Origin of the sequence: Micromonospora sp. NPDC048999 (assembly GCF_040649295.1) — a bacterium.
Taxonomy (GTDB): Bacteria; Actinomycetota; Actinomycetes; order Mycobacteriales; family Micromonosporaceae; genus Micromonospora.
On record NZ_JBEZFI010000002.1, the window covers coordinates 26,571 to 42,789 of the forward strand.

The window sequence follows — 16,219 nt, forward strand, 5'->3', positions numbered from 1 at the left end:
GCTGTGATTGACTGTCACCTCGGGGACAGGTGAGGGAGGCGGCGAGGTGCAGTTGCCGGCGGTGCTCGGCGAGCCGATCCGGTTCGTGCTGAACTGGGGCCGCCGCTACTCGCTCTGGGTGTTCAACTTCGGGCTGGCCTGCTGCGCCATCGAGTTCATCGCCACCAGCATGGGCCGGCATGACTTCATCCGGCTCGGGGTGATCCCGTTCGCCCACGGCCCCCGGCAGGCCGACCTCATGGTGGTCTCCGGCACGGTCACCGACAAGATGGCCCCGGCGATCAAGCGGCTCTACGACCAGATGCCCGAGCCGAAGTATGTCATCTCCTTCGGTGCCTGCTCCAACTGCGGCGGCCCGTACTGGGACTCGTACTCGGTGACCAAGGGCGTCGACCAGCTCATCCCGGTCGACGTCTACGTGCCCGGCTGCCCGCCCCGCCCGGAGGCGCTGCTGCACGGCATCCTCCGCCTGCAGGAGAAGATCGCCGCCGAGCAGTCGGGCGTCGGCGGCGTACCCCGCCGAGACCCCCTGGCGTCCCCGGCCGACGCCCCCGGCGCTCATCCGCCGCGCCCGGTGGACGCGCTGACCGCCCCGCCGGTCCGCCCCCCAACCCACTAGGCCCATCCCCCGGCATTCCCGGGTGGGCGGTCACGCGGTGAAGTCGAGCACCACCTTGATGTCCTCGCTGGTGGAGGTGTAAGCCTCGGCGTACGACGAGACCGGCACCCGGCGGGTGATCAGCGAGTTCAGCCAGGACTGGTCGGCGCGGGCGAGCGCCTCGGCGGCCTGCTCCCAGTGCCGCCGGTTGGCGTTCACCGAGCCGAAGACCACGTTGTTCTCCAGCACCAGCTCCCGGTTGAGCGCGCCCGCGTCGAGGTCGATGGTCCGGCCGCCGCTGGACACCCCGGTGAGGCAGACGATGCCGGTCGGGCCGGCCTTGTACATGGTGTCCAGCACCACCGCGGGTGCGCCGGTGCACTCGACCACCACGTCCGGTGCGAAGTCCAGCTCGCTCACCGCCGAGGTGTGGTACGTCGCGCCGAGCGCCCGGACCAGTTCCGGTTTCGGCCCGGTCGTGGCCCGGTCCAACACGTGCACGGACAGCTGGCGCTGGGTGGCGAGCAGCGCGGCCAGCAGGCCGATCGGGCCGGCCCCGGTGACCAACACGCTCTGCGGTTTCCACTCGGCCCGGCTGCCGATCCGCTCGATGTGGTCCCACGCCTTCGCCACCACGCTGGTCGGCTCCAGCAGCATCCCGACCGGGGCGAGCGCCGGGTCCAGGCCGACGGCGAACTTCGGCTGCACCCGCCAGCGGTCCCGGGCGAAGCCGGGCAACGCCTTGATGCCGTGCTCGGTGTACTGACCGTTGCGGCACATGTCCCACTCGTCGACCGCGCAGTTCGGGCAGGGCACCGGGTCCGGATGCCGAACGATGCCGGCCACCAGGTCGCCGGGTTGCAGGCTGCCGGTCGGGTCCTCCAGCACCCGGCCCAGCGACTCGTGCCCGAGCACGAGCCGTTCCTGGCCGGGCGGCGCCTCGCCGTACGCGCCCTCGATGATCTCGTGGTCGGTCCCGCAGATCCCCACCGCGAGCGCCTCCACCAGGATCGCGCCCTCCTCCGCAGCCGGCTCGGGCCACTCCTCGTCCAGCCGTAGCGAGTCGGCAACCTCGGGAGTCACAGTCACAGCGCGCACGCTTCTCATCTTTCCCCGCCGGACGGTCGTCTCCGGGCGAAACAGCGGATCCCGGCCGGCGGGCGCGGGGCGGCCCGACACGGGTACGCGCCGGCGGCCATAGGATCAGCGGCATGACTCCGGACGAGATCGGCCAGCGGGTGGTCGCGCTGCTCGCGCCCGTCGAGGCCACCGCGTCGCTGTCCGGCGGTCAGCGGTACGCCCGCGCCACGGTCGACGTACCCCTGGCGAGCTGGCGGGACGCGCTGCGCGCGGCCCGCGACGACGCCGAGCTGCGCTGTGACTTCTTCGACTGGCTGTCGGCGGTCGATGAGCTGGCCGAGGGCTTCGACCTGGTGGTCCACCTCTGGTCGACGCGGCATCGGCACGGGCTGCTGCTGCGCACCCGGGTGCCCCGGGAGGCACCGGTGGTGGCGTCCGTGGTCGACCTTTTCCCCGGTGCCGCATGGCACGAGCGGGAGACCCACGAGATGTTCGGTGTCGCCTTCGACGGGCACGGCGAGCTGCGCCCGCTGCTGCTGCCCCCGGAGTTCGAGGGGCACCCGCTGCGCAAGGAGTTCGTGCTCGCCTCCCGGGTCGCCAAGCCCTGGCCGGGCGCGAAGGAGCCGGGCGAGTCGGAAGCCGGCGGCGGTCGCCGGCCGATTCGACCGCCGGGCGTGCCGGCGCCGGGGGAGTGGGGGAGCGCCTGATGCCCGCCTGGTTGGAGCTGGTCCTGCGGGTGGTGGGCGTGCTGGCCGCGTTCCTCGTCCTGCCGCTCGTCGTCGGGCAGGCCGAGCACAAGGTGATGGCGCACATGCAGGGCCGGCTCGGCCCGATGTACGCGGGCGGCTTCCACGGCTGGGCGCAGCTGGTCGCCGACGGGATCAAGTTCGTGCAGAAGGAGGACATCACTCCGCGCGACGCGGACCGCCCGGTGTTCCGGCTGGCGCCCGCGGTGGCCCTGCTGCCCTACCTGCTCGCCCTGCTGGTGATCCCGCTCGGCCCGGGCGACCTGGTCGGGCAGCACCTGGACATCGGCCTGTTCTTCGTCCTGGCCGTGCTCGGCGTGGGCGTGCTGGCGGTGCTCATGTCGGCCTGGGCCTCGGCCAACAAGTACAGCCTCCTCGGCGGGCTGCGCGGCGCCGCCCAACTGCTCGGCTACGAGCTGCCGCTGGTGCTGGCGGCCGCGTCGGTGGCGATGGCGGCGGGGACGCTCAGCCTGCCCGGGATCGTCGAGGCGTGGCGGCCGTGGTGGCTGCTCTGGCAGGCGCCGGCAATGGTGATCTTCTTCGTCGCCGGGCTGGCCGAGATCCGCCGGCCCCCGTTCGATATGCCGGTGGCCGATTCCGAGCTGGTCTTCGGCTACCTGACCGAGTACACCGGCCTGCGGTTCGCGTTCTTCCTGCTCGCCGAGTACGTCGGCATCGTGGTGATCGCCGCGCTGACCACCGTGCTGTTCCTCGGCGGCTGGCAGGGCCCGTTCGCGGACGTGCACCTCGGCTGGCTGTGGACCCTGCTCAAGGTCTTCGCCGTCTCCTTCGTGATCATCTGGCTCCGGGTGTCGTACCCCCGGCTGCGCGAGGATCAGCTTCAGCGCCTCTGCTGGCTGGTCCTCGTCCCCGCCGCCCTGGCCCAGCTCGTCCTCACGGCCGCCGTCCGCCTGGCGCTGTGAGGAGGGGCCCCTTGCTGATGCGGCGGTAGGGCAGGGGCCCCTTCTCAACACGGTTCGGTTACGGGGCGACGTAGAGCAGGCGGTTCGGCGAGCCGGTGCCCGGGTTGATCACCACATTGGTGGTGGCGGCGGCGATCAGCGAGCTCTTGGCCTGCGCCAACGTGGCGTTCGGGTTCTGCTGGCGGTAACGCGCCAACCACCCCGTGACGTGCGGGGCCGCCATGGAGGTGCCCGACCAGCCGGAGCCGACCGCGGTGTCCGAGGCGATGCCCGCAGAGGTGATGTTCACGCCGGGGGCGAAGATGTCGACGCACGTGCCGTAGTTGGAGAACGATGCCCGGTTGTCCGTGCTGTCGGTCGCGCCGACGGTGATGCCCCGGGCGGACCGCGGCCCGTTCGTGCAGGCGTCGGTGCTGTAGTTGCCGGCGGCGAAGACCGGCTGCACGCCCGAGTCGATCAGGTTCTCCACGGCGGTGTTGGCGGCGGTTCCGTAGCCCTGGAGGCTGAAGTTCGCCACCGACCTTGCATCGTGGTGGCCGGCGAGCCAGTCGACGCCATCGATCAGGTCGGTCGTCCAGCCGCTGTTGTCGCACTGGAGGACCCGTACCGCCTTGATGGTCACCGCCTTGGCGACGCCGTACGTCGCGCCGCCGATGGTGCCGGCGACATGCGTACCGTGACCGTGGCAGTCGTTGGTGCCGTTGCCGTCGCGGACCGCGTCGTAGACCCCGCTGGCCCGTCCGCCGAAGTCCACGTGGCTGGCCCGGATACCGGAGTCGACCACGTAGACCGTGACGCCGGAACCGGTCGTGGTGTAGCCGAAGCTGTTGTTCAGTGGCAGGTACCGCTGGTCGATGCGGTCCAGCCCCCACGACGGCGGGCTCGGCTGCGTGGCCTGTATCGACATGTCGCCGGTCAGGCTGCCCTCGATGCGGCTGTCCCGCTCGACGTACGCCACGGCGGGATCGGCGCGGACCGCGGCGAGGGCGGTCGGGGACAGTTGGGCGGCGTACCCGTCGAGGACGTGTGTGTAGCGGGTCAGCACGGTGCCGCCGGCCTGTTCCGCGACGGTGGCCGCGCGCGCGGTGCGGGCGGCCCGTGCGCTGCCGTCGGCGCGCTCGGCGCCGGTCGGGGCGTCGGAGAGCACCACGATGTACCGGTCCGGCGCGGTCACCGGTCCGCCCACCCGCAGCGGCGCGGGATCGGGTCGGCCCGGTCCCGCCGCCGGGGATGCCGCCGCCGGGGCTCCGAGGGCGGTGACGAGCGCGCCCGTGATCATGCCGGTCAGTACGCCGAGGCGTATCTTCCTGCCACCTGGCTTCCGCAAGACTGATCCTCCTCCACTGTGGACAGTGCTGTCCGACGGTGGCCCCTTGGGGGCCGGCTGCGGACCCCATAAGTTGATCAGTCTGAATTTACAAGATTGTGAACAAGTATGGATCATCGATCCAATGGGTGCGCAAAAGGGGTGGTTCAGCGCAGCGGAGTGTGCGCGGGGTCGACGGGTTCGAGCGGGGGCGGCGGCGGGCTGCCGTCTCCGAACGGACGGCCGCCGAGCGCCTCCCGCCCGTGCGGAGTGAGCCAGTTCGACAGGTCGGGGCCGAGCGGCACCACGCCCGTCGGGTTGATGTCCCGGTGGACCTCGTAGTAGTGCCGCTTGATGTGGTCGAAGTCGACCGTGTCGCCGAAGCCGGGGGTCTGGAACAGGTCCCGGGCGTACGCCCAGAGCACCGGCATCTCGGCGAGCTTCTGCCGGTTGCACTTGAAATGCCCGTGATAGACCGGATCGAAGCGGACCAGCGTGGTGAACAGCCGCACGTCCGCCTCGGTGATCGTGTCGCCCACCAGGTAACGCTGCCCGGCCAGCCGCTCGCTCAACCAGTCCAGCCGGTCGAAGAGCCGGTGGTACGCCTTCTCGTACGCCGCCTGGCTGCCGGCGAAGCCGCACCGGTAGACGCCGTTGTTCACGTCCTTGAACACCACGGCGTTGACCTCGTCGATCTCGTCCCGCAGCCGTTCCGGGTAGAGCTCCGGCGCACCCTCGCGCTGGTACGCCGTCCACTCCGTGGACAGGTCCAGACTCATCCGCGCGTAGTCGTTGGTGACCACCTGTCCGGTCGGCACGTCCACGATCGCCGGCACGGTGATGCCCCGGTCGTACCCGGGGAAGCGCTTGAAGTAGGCCTCGGCCATTCGCTCGATGCCGAGCACCGGGTCCCGCCCGCCCGGGTCGAGGTCGAAGGTCCAGCTCCGGGCGTCGTGGGTCGGACCGGCCACCGCCATCGAGATGGCGTCCTCCAGGCCGAGCAGCCGGCGGACGATGATCAACCGGTTCGCCCACGGGCAGGCCCGGCTCACCGCGAGCCGGTAGCGGCCGGGCTCCACCGGCCAGCCGCCCCGCCCGTCCGCCGTGATCCGGGTGGCGATGTAGCGCTGGTCCCGGGTGAACTCGCCGCCCGGCTCGACGTACTTGCCGCCGGTACGCCGCAGAATCTCGTCGTCGCTCTCGGTCACGCCGCTACCCGCCGGGCTCACCGCGACCGGGGGGTGATCCGGTCGAGCGGGATGTCGTTCTCCCACGGCTCGGGCAGCAGGATGCCGTCGGGCATCCGGGCCTGCTCGACGTAGATCCGCTTCATCGGGTCGTCGTGCAGCGCGGCGGTCATCGACGGGTCCTTTCCGGTGCGTCGTTCTCCCCGCCCGCCACCGTACCGCCGCCTGCGGCCGGGTGGTGGTCGCGCGCGCCGGAGGCACAGGGCAGGATGGTCGACATGAGCGAGCGAGGCGGCGTGCCCGGCGGCGGGCTGGTCAAAGGGCTGGCGGTCACGCTGAAGACGATGACCCGCCGTTCGACCACCCAGCAGTACCCGGACGTGGCCCCCGAGCTGCCACCCCGGTCGCGCGGGGTGATCGCGCTGCTCGAGGAGAACTGTACGGTCTGCATGCTCTGCGCCCGGGAGTGCCCCGACTGGTGCATCTACATCGACTCCCACAAGGAGGAGGTGACGGTGCCCGGTGCCGCCCGCCCCCGCCAGCGCAACGTTCTCGACCGCTTCGACATCGACTTCTCACTCTGCATGTACTGCGGCATCTGCGTCGAGGTCTGCCCGTTCGACGCGCTCCACTGGTCCCCCGAGTTCGAATACGCCGAGTACGACATCAAGGACCTGCTGCACGACAAGGACCACCTGGGCGAGTGGATGGTCACCGTCCCGCCGCCGGCGGCGCACGACCCGCACGGCGACCCGTCCAAGGAGGAGACCACCGCCGCCCGCAAGGCCGCGGCGCCCGCCGCGCGTCCGGCCCCTTCCCGGGTACGCCCCGAGCCCGGCGCCGAGCAGGGCGGAGGCCCGGCCTCATGACCGGTGCGGACGTGCTGCTGCTCGCCCTCGGCGCGGTGGCGGTCGGCGCCGGCGCGCTGGTGGTGGGCACCCGGCACCTGGTCCGGGCCGGCCTCTGGCTGGTGGTCTGCCTGGGCGCGCTGGCCGGCGACTACCTGGTGCTCACCGCCGAGCTGGTGGCCTGGGTGCAGGTGCTGATCTACGTCGGCGCGGTGGTGGTGCTGCTGCTGTTCGCGGTGATGCTGACCCGGGCCCCGATCGGCGCCTCGGACGACCTGGACCGGCCCGGCTGGCCGGCCGCGCTGATCGGCGGCGGGAGCGGGCTGGGCCTGGCCGTGCTGCTGGTCGACGCGTTCCGCTGGTCCCGCGTCCAGCTGCCCGCCGCGGGCACCGCCGAACGCCTGGGCGAACAGGTCTTCCGCTCCTGGGTGCTGCCGTTCGAGGTGCTCTCGGTGCTGCTGCTCGCCGCCCTGGTCGGCGCGATCGTGCTCTCCCGCACCGACATCGGCCGGCCCGGCACGCCTGTGGCCGATCCGGTCCGGCCCGTGCCGGCCGGCACGCCCCTCGACGAGGGCGGGCGCGCGTGAGGCCGGTCATCCCGTACGTCACCGCCGCGCTGCTGTTCGGCCTCGGCGTCTTCGGCGTGCTGCGCCGGCGCAACGCCGTCCTGGTGCTGATGGCCGTCGAGCTGATGTTGAACGCGGTCAACCTGATCCTGGTCACCGCCGACACCACCGTCCGGGCCCAGCTGCCACACTCCGGTCAGGTCTTCGCGCTCTTCGTGATCGTGCTCGCCGCCGCCGAGATCGGCGTCGGGCTGGCCATCGTGCTCCAGCTCTACCGGCTGCGGGCCAGCGTCGCGGTGGACGACGTGCCGCTGAGCGAGCCGCCGGCGCAGCCGGCAGCGAGGACGGGTGACGAGGTGCCGCGGTGAGCGACGGGACCATGGTGACCGGGGTGACCGCGTGGCTCGCGCCGCTGCTGCCCGCCGTACCGCTGGCCGCCGGCCTGGCCGGGCTGCTGCTGCCGCCGTCCCCGCGCGGCCATGCGCTCGGCGAGGCCCGGGCCCGGCGGGCGGCGATCGCCCTCGGCGTCACCGGCGCGGCCGCCACGCTGCTGATCGCGGTGCTGCTGCTCACCCGGATCAGGCACCTGGCCGAGGCTGGGACGACCTGGATCGACTTCGGCGGGCTGACGGTCACCCTCGGCTACCGGCTGGACGGGGTGGCGGTGCTGGTCGCCACGGCGGTGGCCGCGGTGGCTCTGGCCGTGCAGGTCTACTCGATCGGCTACCTGAAGCGCGGCCCGCACGACGACGTCGACGTCGACCACCGCTACCCGCCGTATGCGGCGCAGATCAGCCTCTTCACCGCCGCGATGCTGACCGTCGTCGTCTCCGGCGACCTGATCCTGCTGCTGGTCGGCTGGGAGGTGATGGGCATCTGCTCGTACCTGCTCATCGCCCACGACCGTCGGCTGCCGGAGGCGCCGGGGGCCGCGATGAAGGCGTTCCTGGTGACCCGGGTCGGTGACGTTGGCTTCCTGCTCGGCATCGCGCTGCTCGGCGTCGGCGCCGGCAGCTTCCGGATCGCCGACGTGCTGGCCCACCACTACTCCACCGGCACCCTCACCGCGGCGTGCCTGCTGCTGCTCGCCGGGGTGGCCGGCAAGAGCGCACAGTTCCCGCTGCACACCTGGCTCCCGGACGCGATGGCCGGCCCCACCCCCATCTCCGCGCTGATCCACGCCGCCACCATGGTCGCCGCCGGGGTGTACGCGGTGGCCCGGCTCTTCCCACTGTTCGAACGCGCCCCGGTCGCGCTGGCGGTGCTCGGGGTGATGGCGGCGGTCACCCTGCTGCTGGGCGCGTTCGCCGCCACCGCACAGGACGACATCAAGCGGGTGCTCGCCTGGTCGACGGTCTCCCAGATCGGCTACATGACCGGCGCGCTCGCCGTCGGCGCGCCCACGGCGGCGCTGTTCCACCTGCTCACCCACGCCGCGTTCAAGGCGTTGCTGTTCCTCGCCGCCGGTGCGGTGATCCACGCCGTCGGCACCACCCTGATGTCCCGGATGGGCGGCCTCCGGACGGCCATGCCGGCGACCTTCTGGGGCACGGTGATCGGCCTCGGGGCGCTGGCCGGGCTGCCGCCGCTCTCCGGTTTCCGGAGCAAGGACGGCGTGCTCGCCGCCGCCGAGGCCGCCGCGATCGACAACGCCGGCCCGACCCCGCAGTGGGTGGGCTGGCTGGTCTGGCTGGCCGGGCTGCTCGGCGTCGCCGTGACCGCCTGGTACGCCACCCGCCTGCTGCTGCGCACCTTTTTCGGCGCCCCCCGCAGCCCGCTGGTCCAGCCGCACGACCCGCCGGGGCTGATGCGCTGGCCGGTGCTGCTGCTGGCGGTGCCGGCCGCGCTGCTCGGCCTGGCCGCCTTCTGGGGGCCGTTCCTCAGCCGGATCTACGCGTCGGCCACGGAGGCGGAGCTGACCGGCTTCGGGGTGGACTCCCTGGTGCACGGTGGCGGCGCGGTGCTGCTCCCGTTCGTCCTGCTGCTGGTCGGGGCGGGCGTCGCCTGGGCGGGCTGGCGTCGCGACCCGGCCGCCGACCCGGCCCGCTTCCTGGGCCCGCTGCGGCCGGTCTTCGCCCGGGCGTTCCGGCTCGACGACGTCCAGCACGCCCTCGTCGTACGCCCGACGACCGCGCTCGCCCAGGCCGTGCGCACCGGGGACGAGCACGGGGTGGACGGCCTGGTGGAGGGGAGCGGCCGGGCCGCCGTGAGGCTGGGCGGCGGGCTGGCCGCCCTGCACCGGGCGGCCCTGCCCCGCGCGGTGGCCGGCGTGCTGGCCGGTGCCCTGCTGATCGGCCTCGCGGTCGCCCTGATCGGAGTGACCTCATGACGTTCGGGCAGTTCCTGCTGGTCGCGGTCCTCGCGGTGCCCGCTCTGGGCGCGGTCGCGGTGGCCGCCACCCCGGGTGACCGGGCCGGCCGGCTGGTCGGCACCGTCGCCGCGGCGCTGACCCTGCTCGCCGCCCTGCCGCTGGTCGGCGGCGACCACGGCTGGGCGCGCTACGGGCCGGCGCCCGCCGTGCGCCCCTGGCAAGAGGTCGACCTGCCCTGGGTGCCCGGCCTGGACCTGCGCTTCCACCTCGGAGTGGACGGCATCTCCTGGCCGCTGGTGGTGCTCACCGGGCTACTCACCCTGCTCTGCTGCGGGTACACGCTGTGGCGGGTACCCCCCGGCGGCGGCAGTGGCCGGGCCCTGGTCGCGTTGCTGCTGGTGGTCGAGGTGGGGATCCTGGGCACCTTCCTCGCCCTGGACCTGGTGCTCTTCTTCCTCTTCTTCGAGGTCGTCCTGCTCCCGATGTACGCGATCATCGCCGGCTGGGGCGGCGACGACCGGCGGCGGGCGGCCCGCAAGTTCGCCCTCTACACCCTCTTCGGCTCGGTGCTGCTGCTGGTCGGCGTCTACCTGGTGGTGGCCGCCGCCGGCACCGCCGACCTGGTCACGCTGACCGGCGGGGCCGGGCTCTCCCAGGGCACCCAACTCGCCGCGTTCAGCCTGCTGGCGCTCGCCTTCGCGGTGAAGAGTCCGCTCTGGCCGCTGCACTCCTGGCTGCCCGACGCGCACACCCAGGCGCCCACCGTCGGCAGCGTCATCCTCGCCGGGGTGCTGCTCAAGATGGGCACGTACGGCCTGATCCGGGTGGCGGTCGGGGTGGCCCCGGAGGGCGCCCGCTGGGCCGCCCCGGTGCTCGGGGTGTTGGCCGTCGCGGCGATCCTGGTCGGCGGCCTGGTCTGCCTCGCGCAGGACGAGCTGAAACGGCTGATCGCCTACTCCAGCGTCGGGCACATGGGTTTCGTGCTGCTCGGGGTCGCCACGCTCACCGCCACCGGGCTGCAGGCCGCGCTGATCGGCAACATCGCGCACGGTGTGCTCACCGGGCTGCTCTTCTTCCTGGCCGGGGCGATCAAGGACCGTACCCACACCGGATCGCTCGCCGAGCTGTCCGGGCTGCGGGAGACCGCGCCCCGGTTGGCCGGGCTGCTCGGCTTCGCGGCGATCGCCTCGCTCGGGCTGCCCGGGCTGGCCGGCTTCTGGGGTGAGGCATTCGCCGTGGTCGCCGCCGTGCGGCGGGGCGGCGGGCTCTGGACCACCCTCGCGGTGCTGGCCGCGCTGGGCGGGGCGCTGACCGCCGCGTACCTCCTGCGGCTGCTGCGCCGGGTCACCCACGGACGGCCCAGCCCGGCGGTCCGGCCGATCGCGCCCGCGCTGGCCGGGGCGGAACTGACCGCCTGGGCACCGCTGGTGCTGCTCGCCCTCGCCGTCGGCCTGGCCCCGACCCTCGTCCTGTCGTACGCCGCCGGCCCGGTCGACGCCCTGCTGGGAGTTCTGAAATGAGCGAGCGCAGCGAGGTGGCGGCATGAGTCTGGTGCAGAGCGTGGACCAGGTGGCGCTGCTGCCGGCGTACCTGGCCGCCGGCACGGCCGTACTCGTGCTCCTGGTCGACCTGCTGGTGGCCCGCCCCGCCGTCACCGTGGCGGTGGCGGCGACCGGCGCGGCGGCCACCGCGCTCGGCGCGGCCGTCGTCGGTACGGGCGGCGAGCGGCGTACCTTCTGCGTCGGCGCCGACTGCTCGTACGTCTTCGGCGGCCGGGCCGCACTGGTCGCGGCGGTCTTCGCCCTGCTCACCCTCGGCGTGCTGGTGCTGTCGGGCCCGCTGCTGCGGGCCGGCCGGACCCCGGTCGGGGAATACTGTTTCCTGCTCGCCTGCGCGATGACGGGCGGCGTGGTGCTCGGCGCGGCCGGTGACCTGATCACCCTGATCGTCGCGCTGGAGACGCTCACCCTGCCGCTCTACGTGCTCGTCGGGCTGCGCCGCGGCAGCCTGGCCGGCGCCGAGGCGGCGGTCACCTTCTTCGTGGTGAGTGTGGTGGCCACCACGGTGACCCTGCTCGGCGCGGCGCTGCTCTACGCGGTGACCGGCAGTCTGCACCTCGATCGGCTCGGCACCACCCTGGCCGCCGCCGGGGACCTGGCTGACCTGCCGCTCACCACGGTCGCGGTGGCGCTGGTGGTGGGCGGGCTGGCGTTCAAGGTCGCCGCGGTGCCGTTCCACGCCTGGGCACCGGCCACGTATGACGGCGCGCCGCTGCCGGTGGCCGCGTACCTGTCGACCGCGTCGAAGCTGGGCGGGGTGGTGGCCCTCCTCGCCGTGGTGCAGCGGGCCCTACCGGCCACCGTGACCGGGCCGGTGCTGGCCGGGCTCGCGGTGCTCACCATGACCGTCGGCAACCTGGTGGCGCTGCGCCAACGGCGTACCGTCCGGCTGCTCGCCTGGTCCTCGGTGGCCCAGGCCGGCTACATCCTCGCCCCGCTGGGCGCGCTCACGCTGGCCGCCGGCCGCACCGTCGACGCCCGCGCCGTCGCGTACGCGGCGGCCGTCGCGTACGCCGTCTTCTTCGTGCTGCTCGAACTGGCCGCCTTCGCCGCGGTGGTGGCGCTGCGTCCGGCCGACGGCGACGGCGGCACCCTGGCCGACCTGCGCGGCGCGGCCCGCCGGCACCCGTGGGTGGGTGGCGCGTTCGTGCTCGCGCTCATCGGGCTGGCCGGCCTGCCGCCCGGTCTGGCCGGCCTGTTCGCCAAGGTGACCGTGGTCCGTGCGCTGCTGGCCGGGCACGCGGGCTGGCTCGCCCTGGTGGTGGCGCTGAACGCGGTCATCGGCCTGGCCTACTACCTGCGCCTGGCCGCCACCCTCTACGTGACGCCCGGCGCGGCCACGGCCCGCCCGCCGCGCGGGGTGGCCGTGGCCCTCGGGGTCGCCACCGCCCTGGCCGTGCTGGTCGGTTTCGCCCCGCAACTCGTCCTTGACCTGGCCGCCCGCTGAGCGGGTTTCTCAGCCAACTCTCAGCTGTGGGCAGGATGGTTGACGGGTACCGGCGCTGTTGAACCGGTCAGCGGCCCCCGCGCGGGTCCGCGCACCGAAGGAGCGATCGTGCATCACAACCGTCTGAAGACCGCAGCGCTGCTCGGCCTGTTGACCTCGCTGATCCTCGCGGTCGGCTACGGGTTCGGCGGGAGCGGCGGCCTCGTCATCGCCGTCGTCGTCTCGTTGTTGATGAACGGCGTCACCTACTTCTACTCCGACAAGCTCGCACTGCGCTCGATGGGGGCGCAACCGGTCAGCGAGGCGCAGTTCCCCGACCTGTACCGGATGGTCCGTGAGCTGTCCACCCAGGCGGGCCAACCGATGCCCCGCCTCTACGTCAGCCCCACGGCGCAGCCCAACGCGTTCGCCACCGGACGCAACCCGCAGCACGCGGCGGTCTGCGTCACCCAGGGCATCGTCGAGATCCTCGACTACCGCGAGCTGCGCGGCGTGATCGGCCACGAGCTGTCCCACGTCTACAACCGGGACATTCTCATCTCCAGCGTGGCGGCCGGTCTGGCCGGCATCATTACCATGCTGGCGAACCTCGCCTGGTTCATCCCGCTGGGTCGCGACGACGAGGACGGCCCGAACCCGGCGGTGCTGCTGCTCACCCTGATCCTCGGTCCGATCGCGGCCACCCTGATCCAGTTGGCGATCAGCCGGAGCCGCGAGTTCCAGGCCGACCAGTCCGGCGCCGAGCTGAGCCGGGACCCTCTGGCCCTGGCCAGCGCCCTCCGGAAGATCCACATGGGTACGCAGGCGCGCCCGCTGCCGCCGCAGGGCCAGCTCACCAGCACCGCCCACCTGATGATCGACAACCCGTTCAAGCGGGGTGGCGGCCTCGCGGCCCTGTTCGCCACCCACCCGCCGATGGAGCAGCGGGTGGCCCGGCTGGAGCAGATGGCCGGCAACGCCGGCCCGGTGCAGTTCCAGCGCTGACCGACCTCGTCTCCGCCCGCGTCCGGCACCCGGACGCGGGCGGAGCCGTCTTGAGCGCGGTGTGAGCGAGCTGACCATCTCCGGCGGGACCTGGGGCGTTAGGGTCAGAAGCGATTCCACTCGTTACCTCTCCGCACCGGAGGTGCACCCTTGGCCGCACTGCGCCAATATCTGGGCGTCTGGCGGATCCCCGGCGCGCCGATGCTGCTGATCCTCGGCATCATCGGCCGGCTCGGGATCGGCATGACCCCGCTGGCGCTGCTGCTCGTGGTCCAAGGGGTGACCCACCGATACGCCCTCGCCGCGGTCGCCGGCGGCATCTACGCGCTCTCCGGAGCCGCGCTCAGCCCGATCGCCGGGCGGATCGCCGACCGGGTCGGCCCCACCCCGGTGCTGCTGGTCACCGCCGTCGCCCACCCGCTCGCCCTGTTCGGGCTGCTCTGGGCCAGCCGGTCCGGGGCCGGCAGCCTCGCCTTGATCTATCTGGCCGCCGGGGTCGCCGGGGCCACCTACCCGCCGCTGACCGCCGCCATCCGGGGCGCCTGGAACGACCTGACCACCGTCGCCTCCGGCCGCGCCCACCTGCGCAACACCGCGCTCGCCGCGGAGACCTCGCTCTTCGAGGTCGTCTTCGTGCTCGGCCCGCTGCTGGTGGCCGGGTTCGTCCTGTTCGCCGACGCCGCCGCCGCGCTGGTCGGATCCGCCGTGGTCACCCTGGTCGGCACCACCGCCGTCGCGCTCGGCCAGGTGATGCGAAGCTGGCGCCCGCACCCGCACGAGCACCACGCCAAGGGCCTCGGCCCGCTCCGGGTCGGTGGCTTCCCGGCCCTGCTGCTCTGCGTCGCCAGCCTCGGCATCGCGTTCGGGGCCGCCGGGGTGACCGTCCCGGCCTTCGCCGGAAAAGCCGCCGCCACCGACCCGGAGAGCCTCGCCGGCGTGCTGCTCGCCGTCTGGGGCATCGGCAGCGCCGTCGGGGGCCTCTGGTTCGGCGTACGCCGGCCGGCGGCCAACATGACCCGCCAGTTCGCCTGGCTGCTCGGCGCCGTCGCGGCCAGCTTCGCCGTGTACGCGCTGATGCCGACCCCGGCGGCACTCGGTGTGGCGCTGGTGCTCGGCGGGGCCACCATCGCTCCCGCGCTGACCCTGGAGAACACCCTGGTCGGCCGGATCGCCCCGGCCGGCATGCTGAACGAGGCGTACACCTGGGTGGTGACCATGTCGGTGGCGGCGAGCGCCGCCGGCGGCTCGGTGGCCGGGCTGATCGTCGACCACGCCGGTGGAGTGCCCTGGGCCTTCCTCTTCGCCGGGGCCGCGGTCGCCGTCGGCGCCGCGGTCGCCGCGCTGCCCACCGGCCCCATCGCCCGCGCCGAAGCCACCGCGGTACGCGTCGAACAACCGGTCGCCGCCTGACCGCTCGGCCACCCACTGTCGGATCAAAGGCGCCAGCGCGGGTACGCCCCGGCATGTTCGTCTTCTTCTCGAACCGGATCGGCTGCCTCGGTTCGATCCTGGTCAGCGCGATCCTGACGGTGATCCTGCTGCTGATCTTCGCCCGCTGACGCCTTGATCAACTCGACGTCTTGATCGACTCGGTGTGCGGCACATGGGGGTCACCACCGATCGCGAGACCACCTTTTGCCGCACACCGAGTCGATCAGTCTTACCGGTAGTTGGTGAACTGAAGGGCGAGGCCGAAGTCCTCGCCCTTCAGCAGCGCGATGACGGCCTGGAGGTCGTCCTTCTTCTTGCCGGTCACCCGCAGCTGGTCGCCCTGAATCTGGGCCTGGACACCCTTCGGACCCTCGTCGCGGATCTTCTTGCTGATCGCCTTGGCTTTGTCCGAGTCGATGCCCTGGATCACCTTGGCGTCAATCTTGAAGACCTTGCCCGACGAGCGCGGGTCGCCGGCGTCCAGCGACTTGAGCGAGATGTTCCGCTTGACCAGCTTCTCCTTGAAGACGTCCAGGGCGGCCCGGACCCGCTCCTCGGTCTCCGCCTGGAGGCTGATCGCCTCCTCGCCCGACCAGGAGATCTCCGCGCCGGTGCCGCGGAAGTCGAACCGCGTCGCGAGCTCCTTCTCCGCCTGGCGGAGGGCGTTGTCGACCTCCTGCCGGTCGACCTTGCTCACGATGTCGAACGACGGGTTCGCTGCCATGCTCATGCTCCTGCTGTCCGGCGGTCTGTCCTGTTCCGTCCCCCGCTGACCAGCGGTGGGCCCCCTGACGGTACCCGGTTGCGAAGGCCCCGGGGGCAACCGCTATCCTTGCTTCCGCTGCCGCGTTACACGCGGTGGCACGCCCTGGCGGGTTGCCCGAGCGGCCAATGGGAGCGGACTGTAAATCCGTCGCGAAAGCTACAGAGGTTCGAATCCTCTACCCGCCACCAGGGAACAGCAAGGCCCTTGACCTGCGGAAACGCGGGGCAGGGGCCTTCGTTGTCTTCTGCTGTCTTGACCTTGGTTTCCCCTGGTTGTCTGAGTGATCGGGCGCGTAGCGGGCACGGCTTGGGAGAAGCGATGACGAAGACCGTCGTGGGTGGGGACTTCCCTGACTGGGATCCGCGTCGGCGTGATGAACTCATGGCTCAGCTGGCAAAGGTGATGTCATCGAGTCAGGTGGTGTCTCAGATGGCTCAGTCGCGGCAGATCGTGGCTCAGCTGGCGAA

Annotated in this window: 16 protein-coding genes and 1 tRNA gene; 12 read left to right on the top strand and 5 right to left on the bottom strand. The window is 72.6% G+C overall.

What is annotated here, in order from left to right; genetic code table 11:
• Positions 1–46 precede the first annotated feature (46 nt).
• Positions 47–619, top strand: coding sequence for an NADH-quinone oxidoreductase subunit B family protein (locus AB0C02_RS04465; RefSeq protein ID WP_357541104.1), 573 nt, complete (start codon positions 47–49; stop codon positions 617–619).
• Between the two features lie 30 nt (positions 620–649).
• On the opposite strand, the gene AB0C02_RS04470 is transcribed toward AB0C02_RS04465, so the two are convergent.
• Complete coding sequence (locus AB0C02_RS04470) at positions 650–1,696, bottom strand: glucose 1-dehydrogenase (RefSeq protein WP_357541106.1); 1,047 nt, start codon at positions 1,694–1,696, stop codon at positions 650–652.
• A gap of 113 nt (positions 1,697–1,809) precedes the next feature.
• Here AB0C02_RS04470 and AB0C02_RS04475 point away from each other — a divergent pair, with 113 nt between their 5' ends.
• Together AB0C02_RS04475 and nuoH are read left to right on the top strand one after the other, a co-directional pair.
• Positions 1,810–2,385 (top strand): NADH-quinone oxidoreductase subunit C, encoded by a 576-nt coding sequence (locus AB0C02_RS04475; RefSeq protein WP_357541108.1) that lies wholly within the window; start codon positions 1,810–1,812, stop codon positions 2,383–2,385.
• On the top strand, positions 2,385–3,347 hold the full coding sequence (gene nuoH, locus AB0C02_RS04480; protein ID WP_357541110.1) for an NADH-quinone oxidoreductase subunit NuoH: 963 nt from the start codon (positions 2,385–2,387) through the stop codon (positions 3,345–3,347). Before AB0C02_RS04475 ends, nuoH begins: the two co-directional genes overlap by 1 nt.
• A 58-nt stretch (positions 3,348–3,405) precedes the next feature.
• Here the strand turns inward: nuoH and AB0C02_RS04485 are convergent, their stop codons facing one another.
• The 3 genes from AB0C02_RS04485 to AB0C02_RS04495 form a co-directional block, all read right to left on the bottom strand.
• A complete protein-coding gene (locus AB0C02_RS04485) occupies positions 3,406–4,674 on the bottom strand; it encodes a S8 family peptidase (RefSeq protein ID WP_357541112.1) in 1,269 nt (422 codons plus the stop codon).
• A 146-nt stretch (positions 4,675–4,820) separates the two neighbouring features.
• Positions 4,821–5,861 carry a glutathione S-transferase C-terminal domain-containing protein gene (locus tag AB0C02_RS04490; RefSeq protein WP_357541114.1) on the bottom strand — a complete coding sequence of 347 codons (1,041 nt, stop codon included), beginning with the start codon at positions 5,859–5,861 and terminating at the stop codon, positions 4,821–4,823.
• 17 nt (positions 5,862–5,878) lie between these two features.
• Positions 5,879–6,013 carry a hypothetical protein gene (locus AB0C02_RS04495; protein WP_357541116.1) on the bottom strand — a complete coding sequence of 45 codons (135 nt, stop codon included), beginning with the start codon at positions 6,011–6,013 and terminating at the stop codon, positions 5,879–5,881.
• 105 nt (positions 6,014–6,118) lie between these two features.
• Here AB0C02_RS04495 and AB0C02_RS04500 point away from each other — a divergent pair, with 105 nt between their 5' ends.
• The 8 genes from AB0C02_RS04500 to AB0C02_RS04535 all read left to right on the top strand — a co-directional run bounded on the left by AB0C02_RS04500 (position 6,119) and on the right by AB0C02_RS04535 (position 14,965).
• Complete coding sequence (locus AB0C02_RS04500) at positions 6,119–6,709, top strand: NADH-quinone oxidoreductase subunit I (RefSeq protein ID WP_357541118.1); 591 nt, start codon at positions 6,119–6,121, stop codon at positions 6,707–6,709.
• Positions 6,706–7,275, top strand: coding sequence for an NADH-quinone oxidoreductase subunit J (locus AB0C02_RS04505; RefSeq protein WP_357541120.1), 570 nt, complete (start codon positions 6,706–6,708; stop codon positions 7,273–7,275). Before AB0C02_RS04500 ends, AB0C02_RS04505 begins: the two co-directional genes overlap by 4 nt.
• Positions 7,272–7,622: an NADH-quinone oxidoreductase subunit NuoK gene (gene nuoK, locus AB0C02_RS04510; RefSeq protein ID WP_357541122.1), complete on the top strand. Its 351-nt coding sequence runs from the start codon at positions 7,272–7,274 to the stop codon at positions 7,620–7,622. Before AB0C02_RS04505 ends, nuoK begins: the two co-directional genes overlap by 4 nt.
• Positions 7,623–7,633: 11 nt before the next feature.
• On the top strand, positions 7,634–9,583 hold the full coding sequence (locus tag AB0C02_RS04515; RefSeq protein WP_357541790.1) for an NADH-quinone oxidoreductase subunit L: 1,950 nt from the start codon (positions 7,634–7,636) through the stop codon (positions 9,581–9,583).
• Positions 9,580–11,085 (top strand): NADH-quinone oxidoreductase subunit M, encoded by a 1,506-nt coding sequence (locus AB0C02_RS04520; protein WP_357541124.1) that lies wholly within the window; start codon positions 9,580–9,582, stop codon positions 11,083–11,085. The genes AB0C02_RS04515 and AB0C02_RS04520 overlap by 4 nt, the downstream gene beginning before the upstream one ends.
• A gap of 22 nt (positions 11,086–11,107) precedes the next feature.
• Positions 11,108–12,571: a proton-conducting transporter membrane subunit gene (locus tag AB0C02_RS04525; RefSeq protein WP_357541126.1), complete on the top strand. Its 1,464-nt coding sequence runs from the start codon at positions 11,108–11,110 to the stop codon at positions 12,569–12,571.
• A 108-nt stretch (positions 12,572–12,679) separates the two neighbouring features.
• On the top strand, positions 12,680–13,555 hold the full coding sequence (gene htpX, locus AB0C02_RS04530; RefSeq protein ID WP_357541128.1) for a zinc metalloprotease HtpX: 876 nt from the start codon (positions 12,680–12,682) through the stop codon (positions 13,553–13,555).
• A 150-nt stretch (positions 13,556–13,705) separates the two neighbouring features.
• Positions 13,706–14,965, top strand: coding sequence for an MFS transporter (locus AB0C02_RS04535; protein WP_357541130.1), 1,260 nt, complete (start codon positions 13,706–13,708; stop codon positions 14,963–14,965).
• Between the two features lie 250 nt (positions 14,966–15,215).
• On the opposite strand, the gene AB0C02_RS04540 is transcribed toward AB0C02_RS04535, so the two are convergent.
• Entirely contained in the window at positions 15,216–15,710 is a 495-nt protein-coding gene (locus AB0C02_RS04540; protein ID WP_357541132.1) for a YajQ family cyclic di-GMP-binding protein, read from the bottom strand.
• Positions 15,711–15,856: 146 nt separating this feature from the next.
• On the opposite strand from AB0C02_RS04540, the gene AB0C02_RS04545 reads away from it, so the two are divergent.
• Positions 15,857–15,940, top strand: a tRNA-Tyr gene (locus AB0C02_RS04545).
• Positions 15,941–16,219: the final 279 nt, after the last annotated feature.

Excerpts from the sequence above, each read along its gene's own strand:
- AB0C02_RS04495 (WP_357541116.1), bottom strand. The coding sequence starts at position 6,013 with ATGACCGCCGCGCTGCACGACGACCCGATGAAGCGGATCTACGTCGAG.
- AB0C02_RS04505 (WP_357541120.1), top strand. The coding sequence starts at position 6,706 with ATGACCGGTGCGGACGTGCTGCTGCTCGCCCTCGGCGCGGTGGCGGTC.
- AB0C02_RS04500 (WP_357541118.1), top strand. The coding sequence starts at position 6,119 with ATGAGCGAGCGAGGCGGCGTGCCCGGCGGCGGGCTGGTCAAAGGGCTG.
- AB0C02_RS04520 (WP_357541124.1), top strand. The coding sequence starts at position 9,580 with ATGACGTTCGGGCAGTTCCTGCTGGTCGCGGTCCTCGCGGTGCCCGCT.
- AB0C02_RS04525 (WP_357541126.1), top strand. The coding sequence starts at position 11,108 with ATGAGTCTGGTGCAGAGCGTGGACCAGGTGGCGCTGCTGCCGGCGTAC.
- AB0C02_RS04475 (WP_357541108.1), top strand. The coding sequence starts at position 1,810 with ATGACTCCGGACGAGATCGGCCAGCGGGTGGTCGCGCTGCTCGCGCCC.
- AB0C02_RS04515 (WP_357541790.1), top strand. The coding sequence starts at position 7,634 with ATGGTGACCGGGGTGACCGCGTGGCTCGCGCCGCTGCTGCCCGCCGTA.
- nuoH (WP_357541110.1), top strand. The coding sequence starts at position 2,385 with ATGCCCGCCTGGTTGGAGCTGGTCCTGCGGGTGGTGGGCGTGCTGGCC.
- AB0C02_RS04540 (WP_357541132.1), bottom strand. The coding sequence starts at position 15,710 with ATGGCAGCGAACCCGTCGTTCGACATCGTGAGCAAGGTCGACCGGCAG.